This is a genomic window from Emcibacter nanhaiensis, from assembly GCF_006385175.1.
Classification (GTDB): Bacteria; Pseudomonadota; Alphaproteobacteria; order Sphingomonadales; family Emcibacteraceae; genus Emcibacter; species Emcibacter nanhaiensis.
In genome coordinates, this window is sequence record NZ_VFIY01000004.1 from 674,883 (window position 1) to 696,077 (window position 21,195).

Annotated in this window: 22 protein-coding genes; 12 read left to right on the plus strand and 10 right to left on the minus strand. The window is 57.4% G+C overall.

Going from position 1 to position 21,195, the window contains the following annotated elements:
- Nucleotides 1-7 precede the first annotated feature (7 nt).
- The 6 genes from FIV46_RS03605 to FIV46_RS03630 all read left to right on the plus strand — a co-directional run bounded on the left by FIV46_RS03605 (nt 8) and on the right by FIV46_RS03630 (nt 5,489).
- On the plus strand, nt 8-661 hold the full coding sequence (locus FIV46_RS03605; protein WP_139938457.1) for a hypothetical protein: 654 nt from the start codon (nt 8-10) through the stop codon (nt 659-661).
- Nucleotides 662-1,564 carry an ROK family protein gene (locus FIV46_RS03610; protein WP_139938459.1) on the plus strand — a complete coding sequence of 301 codons (903 nt, stop codon included), beginning with the start codon at nt 662-664 and terminating at the stop codon, nt 1,562-1,564.
- 1 nt (nt 1,565) lies between these two features.
- Nucleotides 1,566-2,819 (plus strand): DNA polymerase IV, encoded by a 1,254-nt coding sequence (locus FIV46_RS03615; protein ID WP_139938461.1) that lies wholly within the window; start codon nt 1,566-1,568, stop codon nt 2,817-2,819.
- A gap of 177 nt (nt 2,820-2,996) precedes the next feature.
- A complete protein-coding gene (locus tag FIV46_RS03620; RefSeq protein ID WP_139938462.1) occupies nt 2,997-3,749 on the plus strand; it encodes a GGDEF domain-containing protein in 753 nt (250 codons plus the stop codon).
- A gap of 87 nt (nt 3,750-3,836) precedes the next feature.
- Entirely contained in the window at nt 3,837-4,307 is a 471-nt protein-coding gene (locus tag FIV46_RS03625; RefSeq protein ID WP_139938464.1) for a RidA family protein, read from the plus strand.
- Between the two features lie 33 nt (nt 4,308-4,340).
- Nucleotides 4,341-5,489 (plus strand): GNAT family N-acetyltransferase, encoded by a 1,149-nt coding sequence (locus FIV46_RS03630; protein WP_139938466.1) that lies wholly within the window; start codon nt 4,341-4,343, stop codon nt 5,487-5,489.
- Nucleotides 5,490-5,509: 20 nt separating this feature from the next.
- Here FIV46_RS03630 and FIV46_RS03635 read toward each other — a convergent pair whose 3' ends face one another.
- The 7 genes from FIV46_RS03635 to FIV46_RS03665 all read right to left on the minus strand — a co-directional run bounded on the left by FIV46_RS03635 (nt 5,510) and on the right by FIV46_RS03665 (nt 12,566).
- On the minus strand, nt 5,510-5,947 hold the full coding sequence (locus FIV46_RS03635; RefSeq protein ID WP_139938468.1) for a DUF6491 family protein: 438 nt from the start codon (nt 5,945-5,947) through the stop codon (nt 5,510-5,512).
- Between the two features lie 155 nt (nt 5,948-6,102).
- Nucleotides 6,103-8,412 carry an ATP-dependent Clp protease ATP-binding subunit ClpA gene (gene clpA / locus FIV46_RS03640; protein WP_139938470.1) on the minus strand — a complete coding sequence of 770 codons (2,310 nt, stop codon included), beginning with the start codon at nt 8,410-8,412 and terminating at the stop codon, nt 6,103-6,105.
- A 39-nt stretch (nt 8,413-8,451) separates the two neighbouring features.
- A complete protein-coding gene (clpS, locus tag FIV46_RS03645; protein WP_139938472.1) occupies nt 8,452-8,778 on the minus strand; it encodes an ATP-dependent Clp protease adapter ClpS in 327 nt (108 codons plus the stop codon).
- A gap of 226 nt (nt 8,779-9,004) precedes the next feature.
- Nucleotides 9,005-9,562 (minus strand): phasin family protein, encoded by a 558-nt coding sequence (locus FIV46_RS03650; protein ID WP_181163040.1) that lies wholly within the window; start codon nt 9,560-9,562, stop codon nt 9,005-9,007.
- 261 nt (nt 9,563-9,823) lie between these two features.
- Nucleotides 9,824-11,212 carry a phosphoglucomutase/phosphomannomutase PgmG gene (gene pgmG, locus FIV46_RS03655; RefSeq protein ID WP_139938476.1) on the minus strand — a complete coding sequence of 463 codons (1,389 nt, stop codon included), beginning with the start codon at nt 11,210-11,212 and terminating at the stop codon, nt 9,824-9,826.
- Nucleotides 11,213-11,229: 17 nt separating this feature from the next.
- Nucleotides 11,230-11,700: a J domain-containing protein gene (locus FIV46_RS03660; RefSeq protein WP_139938478.1), complete on the minus strand. Its 471-nt coding sequence runs from the start codon at nt 11,698-11,700 to the stop codon at nt 11,230-11,232.
- A gap of 8 nt (nt 11,701-11,708) precedes the next feature.
- Nucleotides 11,709-12,566: a division plane positioning ATPase MipZ gene (locus FIV46_RS03665; protein ID WP_139938480.1), complete on the minus strand. Its 858-nt coding sequence runs from the start codon at nt 12,564-12,566 to the stop codon at nt 11,709-11,711.
- A gap of 311 nt (nt 12,567-12,877) precedes the next feature.
- Here FIV46_RS03665 and FIV46_RS03670 point away from each other — a divergent pair, with 311 nt between their 5' ends.
- The 3 genes from FIV46_RS03670 to FIV46_RS03680 are packed head-to-tail and all read left to right on the plus strand — an operon-like array spanning nt 12,878 to nt 14,996.
- Nucleotides 12,878-13,663, plus strand: coding sequence for a glucosaminidase domain-containing protein (locus FIV46_RS03670; protein WP_181163041.1), 786 nt, complete (start codon nt 12,878-12,880; stop codon nt 13,661-13,663).
- Nucleotides 13,664-13,689: 26 nt separating this feature from the next.
- Nucleotides 13,690-14,553, plus strand: a complete 864-nt coding sequence (panC, locus tag FIV46_RS03675; RefSeq protein WP_139938484.1) for a pantoate--beta-alanine ligase — start codon at nt 13,690-13,692, stop codon at nt 14,551-14,553.
- A gap of 20 nt (nt 14,554-14,573) precedes the next feature.
- Complete coding sequence (locus tag FIV46_RS03680; RefSeq protein ID WP_139938486.1) at nt 14,574-14,996, plus strand: GlcG/HbpS family heme-binding protein; 423 nt, start codon at nt 14,574-14,576, stop codon at nt 14,994-14,996.
- A 22-nt stretch (nt 14,997-15,018) separates the two neighbouring features.
- Here FIV46_RS03680 and FIV46_RS03685 read toward each other — a convergent pair whose 3' ends face one another.
- On the minus strand, nt 15,019-15,444 hold the full coding sequence (locus FIV46_RS03685) for a DUF1489 family protein (RefSeq protein WP_139938488.1): 426 nt from the start codon (nt 15,442-15,444) through the stop codon (nt 15,019-15,021).
- 7 nt (nt 15,445-15,451) lie between these two features.
- Nucleotides 15,452-16,879, minus strand: coding sequence for a magnesium transporter (mgtE, locus tag FIV46_RS03690; RefSeq protein ID WP_139938490.1), 1,428 nt, complete (start codon nt 16,877-16,879; stop codon nt 15,452-15,454).
- 168 nt (nt 16,880-17,047) lie between these two features.
- Here mgtE and FIV46_RS03695 point away from each other — a divergent pair, with 168 nt between their 5' ends.
- The 3 genes from FIV46_RS03695 to FIV46_RS03705 all read left to right on the plus strand — a co-directional run bounded on the left by FIV46_RS03695 (nt 17,048) and on the right by FIV46_RS03705 (nt 20,375).
- A complete protein-coding gene (locus FIV46_RS03695) occupies nt 17,048-18,163 on the plus strand; it encodes a pyridoxal-phosphate-dependent aminotransferase family protein (RefSeq protein ID WP_139938492.1) in 1,116 nt (371 codons plus the stop codon).
- 81 nt (nt 18,164-18,244) lie between these two features.
- The gene (locus tag FIV46_RS03700) at nt 18,245-18,580 is read left to right on the plus strand and encodes a DUF6616 family protein (protein ID WP_139938494.1); all 336 of its coding nucleotides are present in this window, start codon (nt 18,245-18,247) and stop codon (nt 18,578-18,580) included.
- A 76-nt stretch (nt 18,581-18,656) separates the two neighbouring features.
- On the plus strand, nt 18,657-20,375 hold the full coding sequence (locus FIV46_RS03705; RefSeq protein WP_181163042.1) for an NAD(P)/FAD-dependent oxidoreductase: 1,719 nt from the start codon (nt 18,657-18,659) through the stop codon (nt 20,373-20,375).
- Nucleotides 20,376-20,452: 77 nt separating this feature from the next.
- On the opposite strand, the gene FIV46_RS03710 is transcribed toward FIV46_RS03705, so the two are convergent.
- Nucleotides 20,453-21,055: a proprotein convertase P-domain-containing protein gene (locus tag FIV46_RS03710; RefSeq protein WP_139938647.1), complete on the minus strand. Its 603-nt coding sequence runs from the start codon at nt 21,053-21,055 to the stop codon at nt 20,453-20,455.
- Nucleotides 21,056-21,195 lie beyond the last annotated feature (140 nt).

The window sequence follows — 21,195 nt, forward strand, 5'->3', positions numbered from 1 at the left end:
TATTGCCATGCAACATGCGATTACACAAATCAAAAGTCTAAACCTTGATCCGACCCGGCCGCTGCTGGTCACAGACGCAGATGAGGTTTTGCTGGATTTTGCCGATATTTTCAAACGCTACCTGGCATCACGGGACCTCTATATGGCGGAAGAAGGCTATGCCCTGTATGGCAACATCCGCGACAAAAACACCGACAAACTGCTGCCCAAAGAGCAAATGCCCGTCCTGCTGGAGGAGTTTTTCGATTATTCGGTCGACCAGCAGGACCTTGTGCCCGGCGCCCGGGAAAATCTGGACGCCCTGTCGGCACATTGCCAGATCGTGGTCCTGACCAATCTGCCCCATCAGTTTGGTGAACGACGACGCAGCCTGTTCAGGAAACACGACATTCACCACCCAATCGTCACCAACAGCGGCCCGAAAGGTCCGGCAGTGGCGGAAATTTCAAGCGGTATCAGCCATCCCGTTGTTTTCATTGATGATATTTCCCGGCACATCACGTCGGTGGCGGAGCATGTGCCGGACTCTTTCCGGCTCCATTATGTGGCTGACGAAGCCCTCGGCAAGCTGGTGGAGAAGGCCGGGGACAGTCATCATCGCTGTGAAGACTGGGATCATATCCGCGAGCTGGTCATGGGCCATATCGGGGACCTGAAATAGATGCGCATCGGTATCGACCTCGGCGGCACCAAGACAGAAGTCATTGCCCTGGAGGATGACGGCGATATCCTGCACCGGGAACGGGTTGCCACACCGAAAGATGATTACAAGGCCACCCTGAAAACCATCCGGCATCTGGTCGGGTCCACCGAACATATCCTCGGCCTCCGCGGCACGGTCGGCGTCGGTATCCCCGGCGCCATCTCGCCGCGCACCGGCCTGGTCAAAAATGCCAACTCCACCTGGCTCAACGGCCAGCCGCTGCCGCAGGATCTGGAAAAGCTGCTGGAACGGGACGTCCGGGTGGAAAATGACGCCAACTGCCTGGCCGTCTCGGAAGCGGTGGACGGCGCGGCCGCCGGCGCGGAAACCGTCTTTGCCGTGATCATCGGCACCGGGGTCGGCGCCGGCCTGTATATGAACGGCCAGCCGCTGGTCGGCCGCAACGCCATTGCCGGCGAATGGGGCCATAACCCCCTGCCCTGGCCGGACCTGGCCCAAGGCGAATGGCCCGGCCCGGCGTGCTATTGCGGCCGGACCGGCTGTATTGAAACCTTCCTGTCCGGTCCCGGCCTGCAGAGCCAGCATCCGGACCAGCTGCCGCCTGAGGAAATCGTCAACCGGGCGCTGGCCGGGGAGACACACTGCCGCGACCTGGTTGAACGCTATGAACTGCGCCTCGCCCGCGCCCTGGCCCATGTCATCAATATCCTTGACCCGGAAGTGATCGTGCTGGCCGGCGGCCTGTCGCAGATCGACAGTCTTTACGAACACATCCCCCACCTGTGGCAGGAATATGTCTTCTCGGACCATTGCGATACTCCGTTGCGAAGGGCCAAACACGGCACCTCGAGCGGTGTGCGCGGCGCGGCCTGGCTGTGGCCGTTGGGCCAGGACAGCTGACATGCAGACGGTCTGTCGCGACTGTTTCCATGAATATGAGCGGGAGTGCGATGGCCCCTGCCCCCGTTGCGACAGCCCGCGCCAGCTCCGCCATGAAGAGCTTTTCGGGCTCACCATCGCCCACATCGACTGCGACGCCTTTTATGCCAGCATCGAAAAGCGTGACAATCCGGACCTGCTCAGCAAACCCCTGATCATCGGCGGCGGACATCGCGGGGTGGTCTCCACAGCCTGTTACCTCGCCCGGGGGTTTGGCATCCATTCCGCCATGCCCATGTTCAAGGCCAATAGACTGTGCCCCAATGCCGTCGTGATGCCGCCGAACATGAAAAAATATGCCGCCGTCAGCGCCGAAATCAGGGAAATCTTTGACCAGTTGACCCCCTTGGTGGAACCGCTCAGCATAGACGAGGCGTTCCTCGACCTCACCGGCACGGAGAAACTGCACCACGCCACGGCGGCGGCAAGCCTCGCCCGGGCGGCAAAGCAGATCGAGGACAAAATCGGCATCACCGTCTCGGTGGGGCTGAGCTATAATAAATTTCTCGCCAAAATGGCTTCTGACCTCAACAAACCGCGTGGCTTTTCCGTGATCGGTCGGGCCGAGGCGCCGTCCTTCCTGGCCCGCCAGCCCATTTCCAAGATGTGGGGCGTTGGCAAAGTCACCCAGGCCAAGATGAAACGCAGCGGCATCACCACCATCGGCCAGTTGCAGCATATGGGCAAGCATGACCTGATGAAGGCTTACGGCATTCTCGGGGAACGGCTATATCACTTCAGTCGCGGCGAGGACGTGCGCATCGTGAGTTCTGAAAGCAAGGTCAAAAGCATCTCCAACGAGATCACCCTGGACACGGACATTGCGGACTATCAGACCCTGCGCAAGCTGCTCTGGCCGCTGTGTGAGAAAGTCTCCGGCCGGCTCAAGGCCAAACAGCTGGCCGGCTGGACCGTCACGCTCAAGCTCAAAACCGCCAACTTCCGCCAGGTCAGCCGTTCCCTGTCTCTGGACAGCCCGACCCGCATGGCGGAAACCATCTTCGAGACCGGGTTACATCTGTTGAAGCCGGAATGCCAGGGCCTGGAATACCGCCTGATCGGCATCGGCGTCGGCAACCTGTGCAGCGAAGACGGCGCCGATCAGCCGGACCTGGTGGACAGCGGCAAGACCCGGAAACTGGAAGCGGAAAAGGCCATGGACAAGATCCGCGGCCGCTTCGGATCGGATGTGATCAAAAAGGGTAGAAACCTCTGAATATTAACCATATTCCCGAATTTTTTGCCGCTTCCGGGCGGCAGATATTTCCGGCCCCACCTCGATCCATATTCTCTTTCTCCATTTTACCTCTTAAATTCAATAACTTAATATGTTGGCACACTCCTTGCGATGTAGTGAAGCGGAGATAAGTATTTATAGAGTGAGGACAACATCATGACCCATATTTCCCTGCCTACAGCGGACGGCACGTCTCTTCGGAACGGTGCGAAATATAATGATGCCATGACCCGCATGGCCGGTGAATTGATCGAAAAGTTCCGCGTATCCCCTGCCGGCCTGACCACCGGCAGTTGGTCCCTGCTGACTGAAATCCTCGACTTTGCGGTCGAAGCCGAACAGACCATCGCCGAGCAGAACCGCAAGATCGAGGAGCTGGAATCGCTCGCCATCAGTGATCCGCTGACAGGACTGCTGAACCGGCGCGGGCTGGAGATGGAACTGGATCATGCCGTCGCCCGCAACCGGCGCCATGCCGAACCGGGGCTGTTTGTTTACATCGACCTGGATAACTTCAAGGAAATCAATGACAGCTATGGCCACGCCGCCGGCGACGCCCTGATCCGCCATGTGGCTCACCTGCTCAAGGGCTCGATCCGCCAGACCGACTATGCCGGTCGCCTCGGCGGCGATGAGTTCGGCCTGTTGCTCAGCCATTGCGACAGCAAGCAGTTTTCTGCCGCTCACCTGCTCTACATCCGTCGCCGACTGGAGAAAAGCCCGCTTGAGTTCGAAGGCCTGACCCTGCGGGCGGGCGCCAGCTTCGGCATTGCCCGCATCACACCGGACAGCAACCGCGAAGACATCCTGAACCAGGCCGACGAACAGATGTATTTCGATAAAAGGGCGCGCCGCCGGGCGAAAGAGGACCTGTCCCAAATTATGGCAGTCGGCGCTATGGCCGAATAATTGCGCCTGCAGCCCTGCTCGGGTCTTTTCAAGTCCGCTCAAGAACGGTAATGTCTTCCGGTAAGAATAACTTTCCGGAAGACCATCATGACCAACATCTACGAACAACGCCTTGCCGAGCTCGGCATTACCCTGCCTACCCCTGCCAAACCGGTTGCCAATTATGTCCCCTATGTGGCCAGCGGCACCCTGGTGTCCATCTCCGGCCAGATCCCCATGGGCGCAGACGGCAAACTCGCCTTTGTCGGCAAGGTCGGACAGGACGTGGATGAGGAAACCGCCAGAGAGGCCGCCCGCCTCTGTGCCATCAACATCATCGCCCAGGCCAGGGCGGCCTGCGACGGGAATCTCAGCCGGGTGCGCCGGATTATCAAGCTGGGCGCCTTTGTCAACTGCATCGACGGCTTCGGCGGCCAGCCGGGCATCGTCAACGGCGCCTCCGACCTGATGGTGGAAGTGTTTGGCGAGGAAGGGAAACACAGCCGTTCTGCTGTCGGCACCAACGCTCTTCCCCTTAATGTTCCTGTGGAAATTGATGCACTTATCGAAATTTCCTAATGTGATTTATTAGGATAGGAAAGACGATACCCTATGGCCACCGTCCGCATTATCGACAGTCTTTCCAAGATCGATGCCGAAAGCTGGAACGCCTGCGCCCTGCAGGCGGACAGCGGCCACAACCCCTTTGTTTCCCATGAATTCCTCCGGGCGCTGGAAGCCAGCGGCTGCGCCACGGCCGAGACCGGCTGGCTCGGCCAGCACATCATTATTGAGGATAATGACCGGGTCATCGGGGTCATGCCGCTGTATCTGAAAAGCCATTCCTACGGCGAATATGTCTTTGACCACAGCTGGGCCAACGCTTACGAGCGCGCCGGCGGGCGTTATTATCCCAAACTGCAGAGCTCCGTCCCCTTCAGCCCGGTCACCAGCCCGCGGCTGATGGTGCATCCGGCCGCGGACCGGCAGGAGACCGGCCGCCTGCTGACCCGGGCCGCGATCCAGCGCTGCCAGGACCTGGACCTGTCCTCCCTGCATGTCACCTTCGCGCCGGAAGACGAGTGGCAGCTGATGGCCGACTGCGGCATGCTGCAACGCCAGGACCAGCAGTTCCACTGGCTCAATGACGGTTATCAGAGCTTTGACGACTTTCTCGCCGCCCTCTCGTCGCGCAAGCGCAAGAATATCCGCAAGGAACGCCGGGAAGCGCTCTCGGGCGGCGTCACCATCGAGCGACTGACTGGTAAAGAGATCACAGAGGAGCACTGGGACCATTATTTCAGCTTCTATATGGATACGGCCAACCGCAAATGGGGACGGCCCTACCTCAACCGGGAGTTTTTCAGCCGGCTCGGGGAGAGCCTCGCGGACCGGATCCTGCTGGTCATGTGCCGGCGCGCCGGTCACTATATGGCCGGGGCGCTGAACCTGGTGGGCGATGATACACTGTATGGCCGCTACTGGGGGGCCATAGAAGATCATCGCTTCCTGCATTTCGAGGTCTGCTACTACCAGGCCATCGACTATGCCATTGAGAAGGACCTTGCCAAGGTGGAGGCCGGCGCACAGGGCGAACATAAACTGGCCCGAGGCTATGTGCCGTCAAAGACCTATAGCGCGCACTGGATTGGCGATGAAAGCTTCCGCGAGGCGATAGATCGTTTCCTGCGCCAGGAACGGGGCCAGGTGGAAGGTGAAATGGACTTTCTGGAACATTTCACCCCGTTCAAAAAAGGCTGAACAGAAAAGGCCGGACAGACTTACTCCTGAGCGCCGCCCTCTTCGGGTTGTTCTTTCTTCTTCACTTCTTCAAAATCGCCAAGGCCGCAACTCGGCCCCGGGATGCCTGAAGTGTTATCGAACACGGTGATAATGTCCACATTGCAAAGCTGGTTGATGCTGACCTTGTAGGCGAAGGATTTCTCAAATCCGAGACGCGGGCAGCGGCGCGGCAGCTTGTTGAGGTAGATCTTCTTGCCCTTCATATGGAAGAGAATATGCTGGTCGTCCAGAACCTGGGTATGGTCGATGAAGCTTATGGGAACGCATTTCCGCACATCTCCGGTCCGTTCGTATTTGGCAAGTGCTTCAGGTTCTTCCGCGGCGGGCTTTTCTGCCCCGTCTTCGGCAGCTGCGGCGACCCCGGCAATGCTTCCCATTGCCAGCACCAGTGCCAGAATGAATGATTTCGTCTTCATCGGATATCTCCTCTCACTACCCTCGCCCGAAGGATATCTTCTATCTTTAGCAGGGTCAAACTTAACCTAGGGTGAATTGCGATTGGGATATCAGAAAATAAAAAAGGGACAGGCGGTTAATCCTGTCCCTTTAATCGGTTTGATCGTGCAGTGTCCTATTTGACCAGCTCTTCCGGCTTGTCGGCGCCGCCAGTGGGTTTGGGCAGCAGGTTGCCAGGTACAATGTCGAAGCTGAGCTCGCCGTCCTTGACCCGGACGGTGACATCGCCGCCGCCGACCAGCTTGCCGAACAGCAGTTCGTTGGCCAGCGGTTTCTTGATGTGCTCCTGGATCACCCGTTTCAGCGGCCGGGCGCCATAATGGCGGTCATAGCCCTTGTCGGCGAGCCAGGTACGGGCAGCCGGGGTGAGCTCGATGTGGACCTGGCGGTCTTCAAGCTGCATTTCCAGCTCCAGGATAAATTTGTCGACAACCCGGTTGATCACGTCCGGCGGCAATGAGGAGAACGGCACAATGGCGTCCAGGCGGTTGCGGAATTCCGGGGTGAACAGGCGCTTGATGGCTTCCTCGTCATCACCTTCGCGGACACTGGAGCCGAAACCGATGGCTTCCTTGCTCATCTCGGTCGCGCCGGCGTTGGTGGTCATCACCAACACCACGTTGCGGAAATCGATCTTCTTGCCGTTGCTGTCAGTGAGCTTGCCGTGATCCATCACCTGCAACAGGATATTGAACAGGTCCGGATGGGCTTTCTCGATCTCGTCCAGCAGAAGCACACAATGGGGCGACTGGTCCACGGCATCGGTCAGCAGGCCGCCCTGGTCATAGCCCACGTAGCCCGGCGGCGCGCCGATCAGGCGGGACACACTATGGCGCTCCATATATTCGGACATGTCGAACCGATGCAGCTCCACGCCCAGCAGGCCGGCCAGCTGTTTGGTGACTTCGGTCTTGCCGACCCCGGTCGGGCCGCTGAAGAGGTAACAACCGATCGGCTTGTCGCCTTCGCGCAGACCGGCCCGGCTCAGCTTGATGGCATCGGCCAGCACTTCGATGGCCTTGTCCTGGCCAAAGACCACACGCTTGAGGTCGGTCTCCAGGCTCTTTAGGATGGCCATATCGTCCTTGGACACTGATTTCGGGGGAATGCGGGCCATTTTGGAGACCACATTCTCCACATCCTCGACAGTAATCACTTTCTTGCGCTTGGCCGACGGCAGCAGCTTCTGAGAAGCGCCAACCTCGTCGATCACATCAATGGCCTTGTCGGGCATCTTGCGCTCGTTGATATAGCGGGCGGACAGCTCCACAGCGGCATCAATCACGTCGTCGGAATATTTCACGTCATGATGCTCTTCGAAATATTTTTTCAGCCCCTTGAGGATATCCTTGGTTTCCTGGATGGTCGGTTCGACCACATCGATTTTCTGGAACCGGCGCAGCAGGGCGCGGTCCTTTTCGAAATAGGAGCGGAATTCCTTGTAGGTTGTGGAACCGATACAGCGCAGGGCGCCGCTGGCCAGGGCCGGTTTCAGCAGGTTGGAGGCGTCCATGGCGCCGCCGCTGGTGGCCCCTGCCCCGATAATGGTGTGGATCTCGTCAATAAACAGGATCGCGCCGTCATGCTCTTCCACTTCGCGGATCACTGTCTTCAGGCGTTCCTCAAAATCGCCGCGGTAGCGGGTACCGGCCAGAAGCGCGCCCATGTCCAGGCTGTAGATGGTCGCCGTCTCCAGCACATCCGGCACGTCCTTTTCCACAATGCGCCGGGCCAGGCCCTCGGCAATCGCGGTTTTGCCCACACCGGGATCGCCCACATAGAGCGGGTTGTTTTTGGAGCGGCGGCACAGCACCTGGATGGTGCGGTTGATTTCGTCGTCGCGGCCGATCAGCGGATCGATCTTGCCGTCCCGGGCTTTCTGGTTCAGGTCGACACAATATTTGTCGAGCGCCGTATCGCCCATGGCTTCGTCGATCATTTCCTCATCTTCGGCGCCGCTGGGCGGACGGGGATCGCTGTGCTGGGCCGATTTGGCCAGACCGTGGGAAATATAGCTCACCGCATCGAGGCGGGTCATGTCATGCTGTTGCAGGAAATAAACCGCATGGCTTTCCCGTTCGGAAAACAGCCCGACCAAGACATTGGCGCCGGTCACTTCTTCCCGGCCGGAACTCTGGACATGCAGGATGGCGCGCTGGATCACCCGCTGGAAACCGGCGGTTGGCGAGGCATCCTCGTCGCTATCGGTAACGATATTTTTCAGTTCGACATCGAGATAGGCTTTGATTTCGGCGCGGAGCTGCGGGATGTTGACATCGCAGGCCCGAAGCACCGCCACTGCATCCTGGTCATCCAGCAGCCCGAGCAGCAGATGTTCCAACGTGGCAAATTCATGATTGCGACTGTTGGCCTCGCTGATGGCGCGATGTAAAGTCCGTTCCAGGTTAGGTGAAAATGTCGGCACGATGATTTCCTATCTTCAAAGTATGGTCAATACTGCTTACTATTCCTTTTCCAGCGTACACTGCAGCGGATGTTGGTTTCGGCGAGCATAATCGACCACCTTATTCACCTTGGTTTCCGCTACTTCAAAACTATATACGCCACACACTCCAACCCCTTTCTGGTGAACCTGAAGCATAATTTGTACTGCTTCGGTTTCATTCTTGCCGAAAATGGTTTGCAGTACGTGAACCACAAAATCCATGGGCGTGTAATCGTCATTCAGCATCAGGACCTTGTACAAAGAAGGTTTCTTTGTCTTCGGCGATGTCTTTGTCAGAATACCTGTTTCGGTATTCCCCTGTCCGTCCTTGTTCTCGTCGCTCATTGGCCAATCGCATCAAACACTTTGGTTACTATATTCTAGTTAGAACGATGAAACGGGTTTTAAAGATACAAGAAGATAAAAAATCACTCAAAATCGATCCTAGAATAGTAAAATTTATAGCATTAACGAACAGTAAATGGAATCACCTATTCGTTGAAATATAACGTGCACAAATAAAAAAAGGCCCGGGGAAACCGGGCCTTAATTCCTCAGTAGAAAAATCTGATTAGCCAGCCAGCGGCAGGTTCAGTTTTTCAGCAACGGCTTCATAACGTGCTTTCAGAGGTTCCATCACTTCGCCTGTGGCTTTGGTTGCTACTTCGTTCAGACGAGTGCTCTCTGCAACCATTTCGTCGTAGCGGCTTTTCATCAGGCTGGCCTGGATTTCAAAGAAATCAGCCGGGGATTTGGCAGCCATCAGAGACTTCATGGCTTCAACATTTTCTTCCATGACTTTCTTGGCAGCGGAAGCAATTTCACCGTTTACAGTTTCGGCGGCTTTCACAGCAGCGTTGCCGGCAGCCATAACAGCTTCAAAGTTTTCTTTGCTGAAGGCAATGGCGTCGTCATAGGACTTGGTCGCGTCTTCCATCTGCTTTTTGGACAGCTCGACGGTCTTTTCGATGTTTTTCTGTACAGTCTCAGTGCCGGCTTTGACGGCTTTCTCGATATTTTCTTTGCCGGTCTCTACAGCTTTCTGAACGGTTTCCTGTGCAGCTTTGATGCTTTCTGTAGCGGCATCTTCAGCTTTTTTGGAAGATGTGGTTTTCTTGGCAGTGGTCATGTTTATATCCTTAACCGAATAATAGTGTCTTAACCCAATTTGTTCACGCATCACACCCGGAAGCCTTACTCTCACCGGGATGTTACAACATATTACTGTTTTGTGCGCTGCAACATATCCTCAATATATATTTTTTGAAATTGATGTCAAGAGCATTTTGTGCATTGCAATATTTTTTTCACGCAAGCGCAATGAAGAAGGCCGCTTCTTTTTCCCGAAACGGCCTCAGCACTTGGTTTCCTCAGACAATTGGGAATTAGTTTACATGGCTGGCGGTTCTATGCCGCTGGCCCGCAGCTGATCCGCAAGCGCTTCCTTCAGGCGCTCGAGCGCAGCCTCATCCCGGCCTTCGCACCTGGCGACCAGAACATCCTGGGTGTTGGACGGCCGCAACAGCCACCAGCCATCCTCGGTATTTACCCTCACGCCGTCGGTATCGTTGACGTCGGCGCCGGCTTCCTTCAGCCGCTTGTGTACTTCGGGCACGATATCGAACTTGCGCTCCTCGCTGCAGGGAAAGCGGAGTTCAGGAGTATTGATCACCTGCGGCAGCTTGTCCTTCAGGGCCTTGAGGCCGCCACGTGTGCGCGCCACTTCGTTGAGCAACCGCAGGGCCACATATATGGCGTCATCAAAGCCGTAGAATTTATGCTTGAAAAAGATATGACCGCTCATCTCCCCGGCCAGGGGGGCACCGGTTTCGTGCATTTTGCTCTTGATCAGGCTGTGCCCGGTTTTCCACATCAGCGGCTTGCCGCCGCTGGCGGCGATATGGTCGAACAGCACCTGGCTGGCTTTTACATCGGCAATGATGGTGGCGCCCGGCTGGTCCTCCAGCACTTCCCGGCTCAGGATGGCCAGAAGCTGGTCACCCCAGACAATCCGTCCGGCGCTGTCCACAGCGCCGATGCGGTCCCCGTCGCCGTCAAAGGCCAGGCCCAGGTCGCACTGTTCCTCTGCCACACAGTCCTGGAGCTGAACCAGGTTCTCCTCCACCGTCGGGTCCGGGTGATGCGCCGGAAAGGTGCCGTCAATATCACCGTTGATCAGGATATGTTCCCCGGGCAGGCGATTGATCACCGCCTCGACCACTTCGCCGGCGGCCCCGTTACCGGTATCCCAGGCCACCGTCAGGTCGGCCCGCGCAAGGCTCTCCATATCCACGTCAGACAGGATCCGCTCCACATAGCGATCGAAAATTTCCTCGTCGGCCGCGGTTCCCTCACCGCTCTCCAGATCGCCTGCGGCGCTCAGACGGCCGATTTCCTGAATCCGTTCGCCGAAGCAGGATTCCTTGCCGATCATCATTTTAAACCCGTTATAGTCCGGTGGGTTGTGGGAGCCGGTGATCATGATGCCGCCGTCGGCATCAAGTTCAAAGACGGAGTAATACAACATCGGCGTCGGTCCCCGGCCCACCCGGATCACATCCAGGCCGGTCGCCAGCAATCCGCTGACCAATGCTTTTTCCAATGAAGGAGAACTCAGTCGCCCGTCATAGCCGACACACACCTTGCGGCCGCCGTTGCGCCGCACCAGTGTACCAAACGCGCGGCCGAGCGCCTCTGCATCTTGCTCTTTGATGGTATCCCCCACGATACCCCGGATATCATATTCCCGCAAAACCGTCGGATTGAATGAATGGGCCATCTGTCGTCATTTTCCTGTCATTTATATTCGTTCAGAAGGACATCCCTGGCATCGTTTATTTTCATGGCCAGATAATCGGAACCGCCCTGGTCCGGATGAATCTTCCGGATCAGTTTATGATGAGCTTCTTTAATTTCCGTTACAGTGGGATGACCCTTGAGGCCGAGCACTTCGAGCGCCTCTTCCCGGGCCATGGACGGCCGCCCTGAACGCCTGTTGGTTTCCGACGTATTGCCGCCGTTTTTCCCGGCCCGGCCGGCGAGATAGTTCCACAGGGTACCCTGCCAGGCCAGCACGGCGCCGGTCGCCAGGACCAGCGCCACATAGACATTACCCCGCAGAAGAATAAACAAACCGAGACCGGCCAGGACGGCGGCCACCACATAGCGGGAAAGAGTTGCCAGTTTTTTCGGATCAGCCTGCTTGAAATAATTTACGGCGACGAAGACCAGGATAATCAGGCCGATAATCAGAAGGAGCTGGGGCATGCACCGTCCTATTCTGCTGCCGCAGCAGCACTTTCATTCCAGCCGGGCAGTTTAAGGTCATCCATCAGGCGGCGGATTTCCTGGCGGGCCGCCACATGGGACATGGTCATCTTGTCGCTGTCCGCATCGCGAAAATCCACAAGCGTCAGTCCCTTGGGAAACATCTCGCGGTAGATCACGCGCTCGCCGAGCCCGGCCACGTAGCGGAAGTTGACCCGCTTTTCCAGTTCCTTCAGCGCCTTGTGGACGCGGCGCTTGTTTTTCGCGTCAAGGGCAGAGGTCCGGTTGCGCATGACAATCCAGTCGATGTTGCCGCGATCCGCCAGTGCCCGGCGTTTCTTGGCGTCCCAGACCATTTCACTATAGAGGCTCAGTTTCTCCACCTTGAAATTGTCCGGGTTGACCTGGGCCAGAAGATCGAGATCGACAAAACTGTCGTTGATCGGCGTAATCAGGGTGTCGGCAGCCGCATGGGCGATACGGGACAGATGGGAGTCGCTCCCGGGACAATCAATCAGGATAAAATCCATTGTCCCCCGCAAGCCATCCATCACGCCGTTGAAACGCTCGATCTCGTCGGCGTCCATTTCTTCCTTGGTGGCCAGAGTGGACTTGGGCACCACATGAACCTCGGGCATGGTCAGTTTAAGGTTGTGTTGTTCGGCATAGTTCTGACGGTTTTCCAGATAACGGGCCAGGGATTTCTGGCGGGCGTCCAGATCGAGGACGGCGACGGAGAATCCTTTTTTCAGCAAACTGACGACCACATGCATGGCTGTCGTCGACTTGCCCGATCCGCCCTTTTCATTGCCAACCACGATCACATGTGCGCCGGTGGTTTTCCTCGCTGGACTTTCCTGTACCATAATTTCCCCTTACAAGGCCCAACAGACCTCTACCAAGTTACAATATCCCGCCTCAGACTCTGCATGTTACTGTTATTTGAGCAGAGAGTCTGGCATTCCCGCCAACATGGAACTATATAGTATTAAAAGCATATGGTTAGAGCAATTATGACAGGCCCGAACGAATGCCATCAGGTTCCATAAAACGTTCCAGAAGCTTTATCAGAAACACTATTCTGACAGTCAATGCAATAGTGTTTTTTGTGATAATTCCGTTGACTCTGGCCGTTGATCAGGTGAACCGCAGCAGAAACCATTTGGCGCCAGTCACTTTGGTCAAAAATTTAAAGCTCCCCGAAAACACCAGCGCCATCAGGTTTTTTGCCGCTTATGGTTATGACCTGGGGCCGGTCCGTCGCGGCATCGCCGGCGTCCCGCGGCTTTATCTGGCCGATCTCCCCCCGGAACTGGCTGCAATGTCCAGTGTCAGGGAACGGAAAAAGCTCTTTATTTCCACCCTGTTGCCGCTGATTCTGAAGGTCAATGAAACCATCCTCGCCGACCGGCAGAAGCTGGAAAGAATCATTCGCAAGATCGAGGTCGGCACGGTGCCCAGCACATCGGAGCTGCACTGGATTCAACGCAAACAGCGCCAGTATAAAATGAATACCGAGGACCTCTACGCCCTTCGGAAAAGGATCAACGTGGTCCCGCCATCGCTCGCCCTCACCCAGGCGGCAATCGAGAGCGGTTGGGGAACCTCGCGCTTTGCCCAACAGGGCAATGCCCTCTATGGCCAATGGACCTGGGGCACAGACGGCCTTGTCCCGGAACAGCGGGATGACGGCAAAAACCACAAAATAAAAAGCTTTCCCAACGCCATCGAGGCCGTATTCGGCTATGTCCACAACCTGAACACCCACCGGGCCTATCGCAAATTTCGTGACGAACGCGCCCGCCAGACCCAAAACGGGCATCTGGATATTCACAAGCTGGTGGAAACGCTGGATAAATATTCCGAACGCGGTATGGAATATGTCATCACCCTGAAGGATATCATGCGCGTTAACCGGCTGCGGGATTTCGACCGCGCCCGTCTACAAGCGACCCCAAGCTAATAATCAGGCTATGTAAAGAGGAAGTCATGCCGTCTGAGCCCCTAAAAATCGTCAGAACAGTAAAAGAGCTGCGCCAACAGGTGAGTGAATGGAAACAGCAGGGCCTTAAAGTGGGACTGGTCCCGACCATGGGCGCGCTGCACCACGGCCATATTTCCCTGGTCAAGCAACTCCAGAAAGATTGCGACCGGATGGTGGTCAGCATTTTCGTCAATCCCAAGCAGTTCGGGCCCAGTGAGGATTTGGACAAATATCCCCGGCAGGAAAAGCTGGATGCGGAAAAACTCACCGAGGCCGGTGTGGAACTGCTCTATGCCCCGACCGTGGAAGAAATGTACCCGGAGGGTTTCCTGACCACTGTCTCCATTGCCGGCATGACGGAAGTTCTTTGCGGCGCCAGCCGGCCCGGCCATTTTGACGGGGTGACCACAGTGGTTACCAAGCTGCTGCTGCAGTGCCTGCCCGATATGGCCATTTTTGGCGAGAAAGACTTCCAGCAGCTGGCGGTACTGAAAAAACTGGTCAGGGACCTGGATATTCCGGTGCAAGTGGTGTCCGGCAAACTGATCCGCGACGAGGACGGCCTCGCCACCTCCTCCCGCAATGTCTACCTGTCGCCGGAACAGCGCACCATCGCGCTCGAGATCAACCGCACCCTGAAAAAGATCGTAGACGACCTGGAGGCCGGCCGCACTTCTGTTGCCGACGCCACGGCACAGGGTAAGCAACATCTGCTGGAGGTCGGGTTCAACGAAGTCCAGTATCTGGAAGTGCGCGATGCCAAGACCCTGCAACTGGTCGCCGAGATTACAAAACCGGCCCGGGTGCTGGTCGCCGCCATCCTCGGCGCCACACGCCTGATCGACAACATGGCCATCGAGCCAAAATAGAGTAATACGGGAGAAAACGAGTGAGCAAGATCACCCTCGAGCAGGCCAACCAAGTGCTGGCCGAAACCCTGAACAAAGCGGCGGAAATGGGCCTCAACCCGCTCGCCGTTTCCGTGGTCGATGCCGCCGGGCAGATTGTCGCCCTCCAGCGTCAGGACGGCGCCAGCGACCTGCTGGTCAAACTGTCCCGGGCCAAGGCCTACAGCTGCACCCAGTTCGGCATTTCTTCCCGCCAGCTCGGCGAGATAAAACCGAGCATCCCGGAAATCCTGAATTCCGCCCAGATCCTCGCTGACGGCAATCTTGTGGCCGCCCCGGGCGGGGTGCTGATCCGGGACCAAGACGGCGCCATGATCGGCGCCATCGGCGTGTCCGGCGATACTTCCGATAATGATGAGGCCTGCGCCATCGCCGGCGTCGAAGCCGCCGGCCTTAAGGTCTGAATACCGGTAAGATCAGCCTCCCCTAAATCAGGCCAAGGTCCTGCAGGTCGCGGCGCAACGCCGGCGGCAGGTCGTCCGCGCTCACGCCGTCCGGCAAATCCCGCGGCGCGTCTGCCGACTCCAGATAACGCCAGCCCTGGTGCGGCCGTCGCGGCTGGCTTTCTGTCCGTACCAGCTTCGTGTCCATGATGATTTTACATTTGGTGCCGTTGTCGGTTTCCACCGGCTCGAAGCCGATGATCCGTTGCCGCACCTGGACAAAGCCCTTGATGATCCAGTAGAGCGAGCCGCCGTCCAGCACCTCCTCCGCCCGCTTCGGAGCAAAACGGGTGATATGGTAATTATAGGGGCGGCCGTCCGGCAGTCGTTGCTCGCGGCCTTTCCGCACTTCGATCAGATGTTCAATGGAGTCGATGCCAACGCAGAGCTTCAGAAGATGAACACTCACGGCGACCTCAGAGCAGGAAGAAAGCGGCGAAACCGAGGAAGGCCAGGAAACCGATCACATCGGTAATCGCCGTCACCAGCACCGTACTGGCCAAGGCCGGGTCGACCTTCATTTTTTCCAGGGTCAGCGGCACCATAATACCGGCGAGACCGGCGACGATCACATTGACCACCATGGCCAGGGCAATCACCCCGCCCAGTTCCGGATTCTTGAACCATATTGCAGTAAGCCCGCCGATCAGAACCGCCAACGCGCTGCCGTTGAGCAGGCCGATCGACAATTCACGGGTCACCACCCTCATCGCGTTGGACGGCGTCAGCTCCTTGGTCGCCAGCGCCCGAACCGCCACCGTCATGGCCTGGTTGCCCGCATTGCCGCCGAGTGAGGCGACAATCGGCATCAGGATAGCCAGGGCCACCATCTGTTCAATGGTGGCATCGAACTGGGCAATCACGGTCGAGGCCAGCAAGGCGGTCCCCAGATTGACCACCAGCCACATGATCCGGTTGCGGGACGCTTCCCAGACAGTTTCCAGAATGTCGGTGTCCTGCACCCCGGCCATGCGCAGAATGTCCTCCTGCACTTCTTCATCGATCACGTCAACCACGTCATCCACTGTAATCATACCGATCAACCGGCCGTTCTGGTCGACAACCCCCATGGAGGTCAGGTCATACTGCCGGAACAGAAAGGCCACTTCTTCCTGGTCCATGTCCACCGGCACCACCTTGGGATCGGTATCCATGATATCGCTGACCAGTACCTCACGGCCAGAGCGCAGCAGATGACTGAGCCGCACGGTGCCGATCGGGTGATGCAGCGGATCGACCACGAAGATCTCGTAAAAATCTTCCGGCAGGGAAGATTCCTCGCGCAGGAAATCGATCACCTTGCCTACTGACCACAGGCTGGGCACGGCGATCAGCTTTTTCTGCAGCAGGCGCCCGGCACTTTCCTCGGGATAGGACAGGCCCTCCTCAACCGCCCGCCGGTCATCCTCCGGCAGCGCATCAAGGATCTTGCGCTGTTCATCCTCGTCCAGGTCTTCCAGCAGGTGGATGGCGTCGTCGGTTTCCAGTTCGGAAATGGCCTTGACCACATGCTGGTCTTGCATTTCCGTGATCACATGGTCACGGGCGACCTCGTCCAGCTCGGTCAGCACATCCGGATCAAGTTCCTCACCCAGGTGGGAAACCAGGGCGGCGCGGTCTTCGGTGGTCAGCTGTTCAAACAGATCGGCCAGGTCGGCGGAATGGAGCGCCTCGACAACCTCGTCAAGGACCTCAATGTCTTCTTCCTCAATGGCGCGGACGACTTCCTGGACAAGCTCGGGGCCGTGCTGAAGCAGTTCCTGCTTCAGTTTCTTTTTTTTCTTATTCTTCTTTTTTTTCTTTTTCCTCTTGCGCTCGGGCTCAAGAAGGTCCTGATCTATCATCTATTCTTCCCCGTTAGATGTGTGACAGGTATCCGATGTTTCCGCGCCCGGGTCAAGGTCCAACGGGCAAACTTCCTGAAAATAATTATGAAGTTTATTTTACCCACGCCCTTTCACTTTTGAAAGCAGCAAGGCATACTCACCCTAAAATATAGATGAGGTCATTTTATGAGTGTATTTACCCCCCCGAAAAGAACCCTGATGGGCCCCGGCCCGTCCGATGTGCCCGAGCGTATTCTCGAGGCCATGAGCCAGCCCACCATCGGCCATTTTGATCCCGCATTCCAGGGACTGATGGACGACATCAAAGGCTTGCTCAAATATGCCTTCCGCACTGAAAACGCCCTCACCTTTCCCCTGTCCGCACCGGGCTCGGCCGGCATGGAATGCTGTTTCGTCAACCTGCTGGAGCCGGGCGACAAGGCCGTGGTCTGCCGCAACGGCGTGTTCGGCGGGCGCATGATCGAGAATGTGGAACGCTGCGGCGCCATCGCCGTGGTGGTGGAAAGCGACTGGGGCGAGCCGGTGGATCCTGGGCTGCTGGAAGAAACCCTCAAGGACCATCCCGACGCCAAACTGGTAGCGTTCGTCCAGGCGGAAACCTCCACCGGCGTGTCGTCAGATGCAAAGACCCTGTGCCGGATCGCCCGGGAGCATGACTGCCTGACGGTGGTCGATGCGGTGACCTCGCTTGGCGGCACCCCGCTGGAGGTGGACAAATGGGGCATCGATGCGGTCTATAGCGGCAGCCAGAAGTGCCTGAGCTGCCCGCCGGGCCTCAGCCCGGTGAGCTTCTCCGAGCGGGCGCTGGACGCGATCAGGAACCGCAAGACCAAAGTACAGAGCTGGTTCCTTGACCTCAGCTTGGTGATGGATTACTGGGACGGCGCCGGTGGGCGCACCTATCACCATACCGCGCCGGTCAATGCCATGTACGGTCTGCATGAAAGCCTGTGTATCCTCAAGGAAGAAGGACTGGAGGAAGCCTGGGCCCGGCACCGGACCATGCATGAAAAACTGCGCGACGGGCTCGAGGACATGGGGCTCGAGCTATTGGTCAAGCCGGACTACCGCCTGCCGCAACTGAACACGGTCAAAATACCCGATCACGTCACTGACGAAGCCGCGCTCCGGAAGCGGCTCTTGGAGGAGTTCAACCTGGAAATCGGCGCCGGGCTCGGCGCGCTGGCCGGCAAGGTCTGGCGCCTCGGCCTGATGGGCCATAGCGCGCGGCAGGAAAATGTGGAATTGTGCCTGGGGGCGTTGAGAAGGGTGTTGAATTAGCTTCCCCCACCCCTTCGTGTGGTCCCTTCCCTGTCTAAATTCTGTAGTATTTACGGAAAACGGATTTAAAGGGGAAGACAGATGCATACCTTCATCGAACTGTGGAACATCAAAGACAGTTGGCGGGCATTAAGCGAGAGTGACCGGGCCGCGTTTATGGAAAAGCTCGGCCCGGCCATCGCCCAGCTCGCCGAACAGGGCGTCACCTGCAAAGGCTTCGGCTTTGCCGAAGAGGTGGATCACCGCGCCCCCTTTGACTTCTTTTCCGTCTGGGACTGCACGGAGCGGAAAGCTGCGGAGAAATTCGAGCAGGCAGTCGCCGCCTCCGGCTGGTATGATTATTTTGAGCACAAAAATGTCTGTGGCGTGTTGCAGTCACCGGAGGTGATCCTGAAACAGCATATTGAACTTACCTGAAACTGTTGTCCGCTTTACGGATTTTTCAGTAAATCCGGCTAGAACAGTCTACAGTAAAAAGCGGAGGAGAGTATCAGTGGGTAAAATCACCTGTGACGTGGCCATCATCGGCGGCGGGCCGGCCGGCAGCACGGCGGCGAGCCTGCTCAAAAAATATAATCCCGGCCTGAATGTGCTGGTGCTGGAACGCGAGGTCTTCCCGCGCGAGCATGTGGGCGAAAGCCAGCTGCCACCGATCAGCAAAATCCTCGACGAAATGGGTTGCTGGGACAAGGTCGAGGCGGCCAATTTCCCGATCAAGATCGGCGCCACCTACCGCTGGGGCAACAGCCCCGACCTGTGGGATTTCGAATTTCTGCCCATCGACCAGTTCACCGACGAGCCGCGCCCGGCCAAATACCGGGGCCAGCGCCTGCAGACCGCCTTCCAGGTGGAACGCGCCCTCTATGACCAGATCCTGCTCGACCATGCCGCGGAACTGGGCGCGGACGTGCGCCAGAACACCAAGGTCAGCAAAATCCTGCACCAAGGCGATCGGGTCACCGGGCTGGAACTGGACAGCGGCGACATGGTCGAAGCCAAATATTATATGGACGCGTCCGGCAACAGCGGCATTCTGCGCCGCGCACTCGGCGTCACGACCCATGCCCCGACCAAGCTGCGCAACGTGGCCTTCTGGGATTACTGGAACAATACCGAATGGGCGGTGTCCATCGGCGTCGGCGGCACCAGGGTGCAGGTGCTGAGCATCGGCACCGGCTGGATTTGGTTTATTCCGCTCGGCCCCACCCGCACCAGCATCGGCTATATCTGTCCTGCCGACCATGCCAAGAGCTGGAGCGGCAGCACGGAAGAGCTCTATCTCGACGCCCTCGCCCAGGAACCGTTGATCGCCAAGCTGACGGCCAACGCCAGCCGGGACGGCGACGTCAAGGCAACCAAAGACTGGTCGTTCCTCGCCGATCGCATGGTCGGGGAAAACTGGTTCATGATCGGCGAATGCTGCGGCTTTGCCGATCCGATCCTGGCCGCGGGCCTGACCCTCGCCCATTCCGGCGCCCGGGAAGCCGCCTACTCCATCCTCGCCATGGAAGACGGCTATGACGATCCCGCGTTCCTGAGACAATTCTATGAAGACAGCCAGAAAACCCGCATCAACCAGCATATCCGCTTTGCCGATTTCTGGTACAGTGCCAACGGCCAGTTCACCGACCTGCAGGAATATACCAGCGAAATCGCCAAAGACGCCGGTCTCAAGCTGGACGCCAGGCAGGCGTTCCAGTGGCTCGGCACCGGCGGCTTTACCGGTGATGTTCAGGGTCAGGCCGGACTCGGTGGCCTTGACCTCGCCGGCGTCAAGCAGATTACCGGCCTGTTTACCGGCCAGGACCTGGACTGGCAGGTCTCGAAATTCAACAAGTTCAAGCTCAATCTCACCCGCGCCAGGGAAGGCCGCAGCCTGGAGTATAAGGACGGCAAGGTAGAAACCCTCACCTGTTATCACCGCGGCAACAAAAAGCTGGTGGTCACTGGTCTTTACGCGCTGATGATCGAGGTGCTGAAACAACACAGCGACATCGCCGACATCGCCCGGGCCCTGCTGCAGCATTATGCCAAAACCGGCGCCGCCGCCACACCGGAACTCGGCCTGCAGCACGCCCTGCAGGCGCTGGAAGTGATGCTCAACGACGGCTGGGTCACCGCCAAGCTGGACAAGAAGAAGCCGAAGCTGAACCTGAGTTCCCCCACCGAAGGCCAGATCATCCACAAAAACCGCGACGAAGGTCGGGTTTAAACCAAAACAAAACGGCCCCGGAAATGCCGGAGCCGTTTGTTCGAATAGTCTTGGTGTAGGCTTTTGCCCTGCGGTAATTACGCTTTGCGACGACGCGCTGCGAAACCCATACCAACCAGGCCGAGCCCCATCAGGCCGAGGGCTGCAGGCTCAGGCGCATCAACGATTTCCCAGTTGATGTTCAGGCTCCAGTAGTCCAGCAAACCAGCATCACCACCAGCCAGATCTTCGATGTGCAGTGTCCATGTTCCAGCCAGGGATTCACCAAACAGGGAAGCCAGGGCGTCGTCCGGACCATAAGTGCCGCCACCGTTTGCAGTTTCAGCAGCCACCAGTGAAGCATCATCAAAAATCAGCGGGTTGCCAGCAGACAGGTCGTCGCTGTTGCCGAATGTTGAAGCAGGTACACCCGGACGGTCCATCAGGACGATCTCCGTGCCATCAGCAGATTCCAGAGTGATCAGCAGGTCACCGATCCATGTGTGGTCAATGCCGGCTTCTACTGTGATGCTGGCGATAGATCCTGCATCAGCGATAACGATGTCGCTGGAAACAGAACCTTCGGCAGGAATCGCAACATCGGTGTCATTGGTGTAAATTGTTGCCATAGCGGCAGACGGCAGCGCAAAACCGGCCATCAGGGCCACAACAGCGGCTGTATTTTTGAGTGTTTTTGTCATAACTAATACCCCTATTAATTACTATTCCGTAGAAGTTGGTTTTATACACACTGTTCTACTGTCAGCAATATTCGTGCCAACTTTTTTTATTCATTAAAATCAATTAGTTAAAACACTTTCCACCTATAAGTGTAATGAAA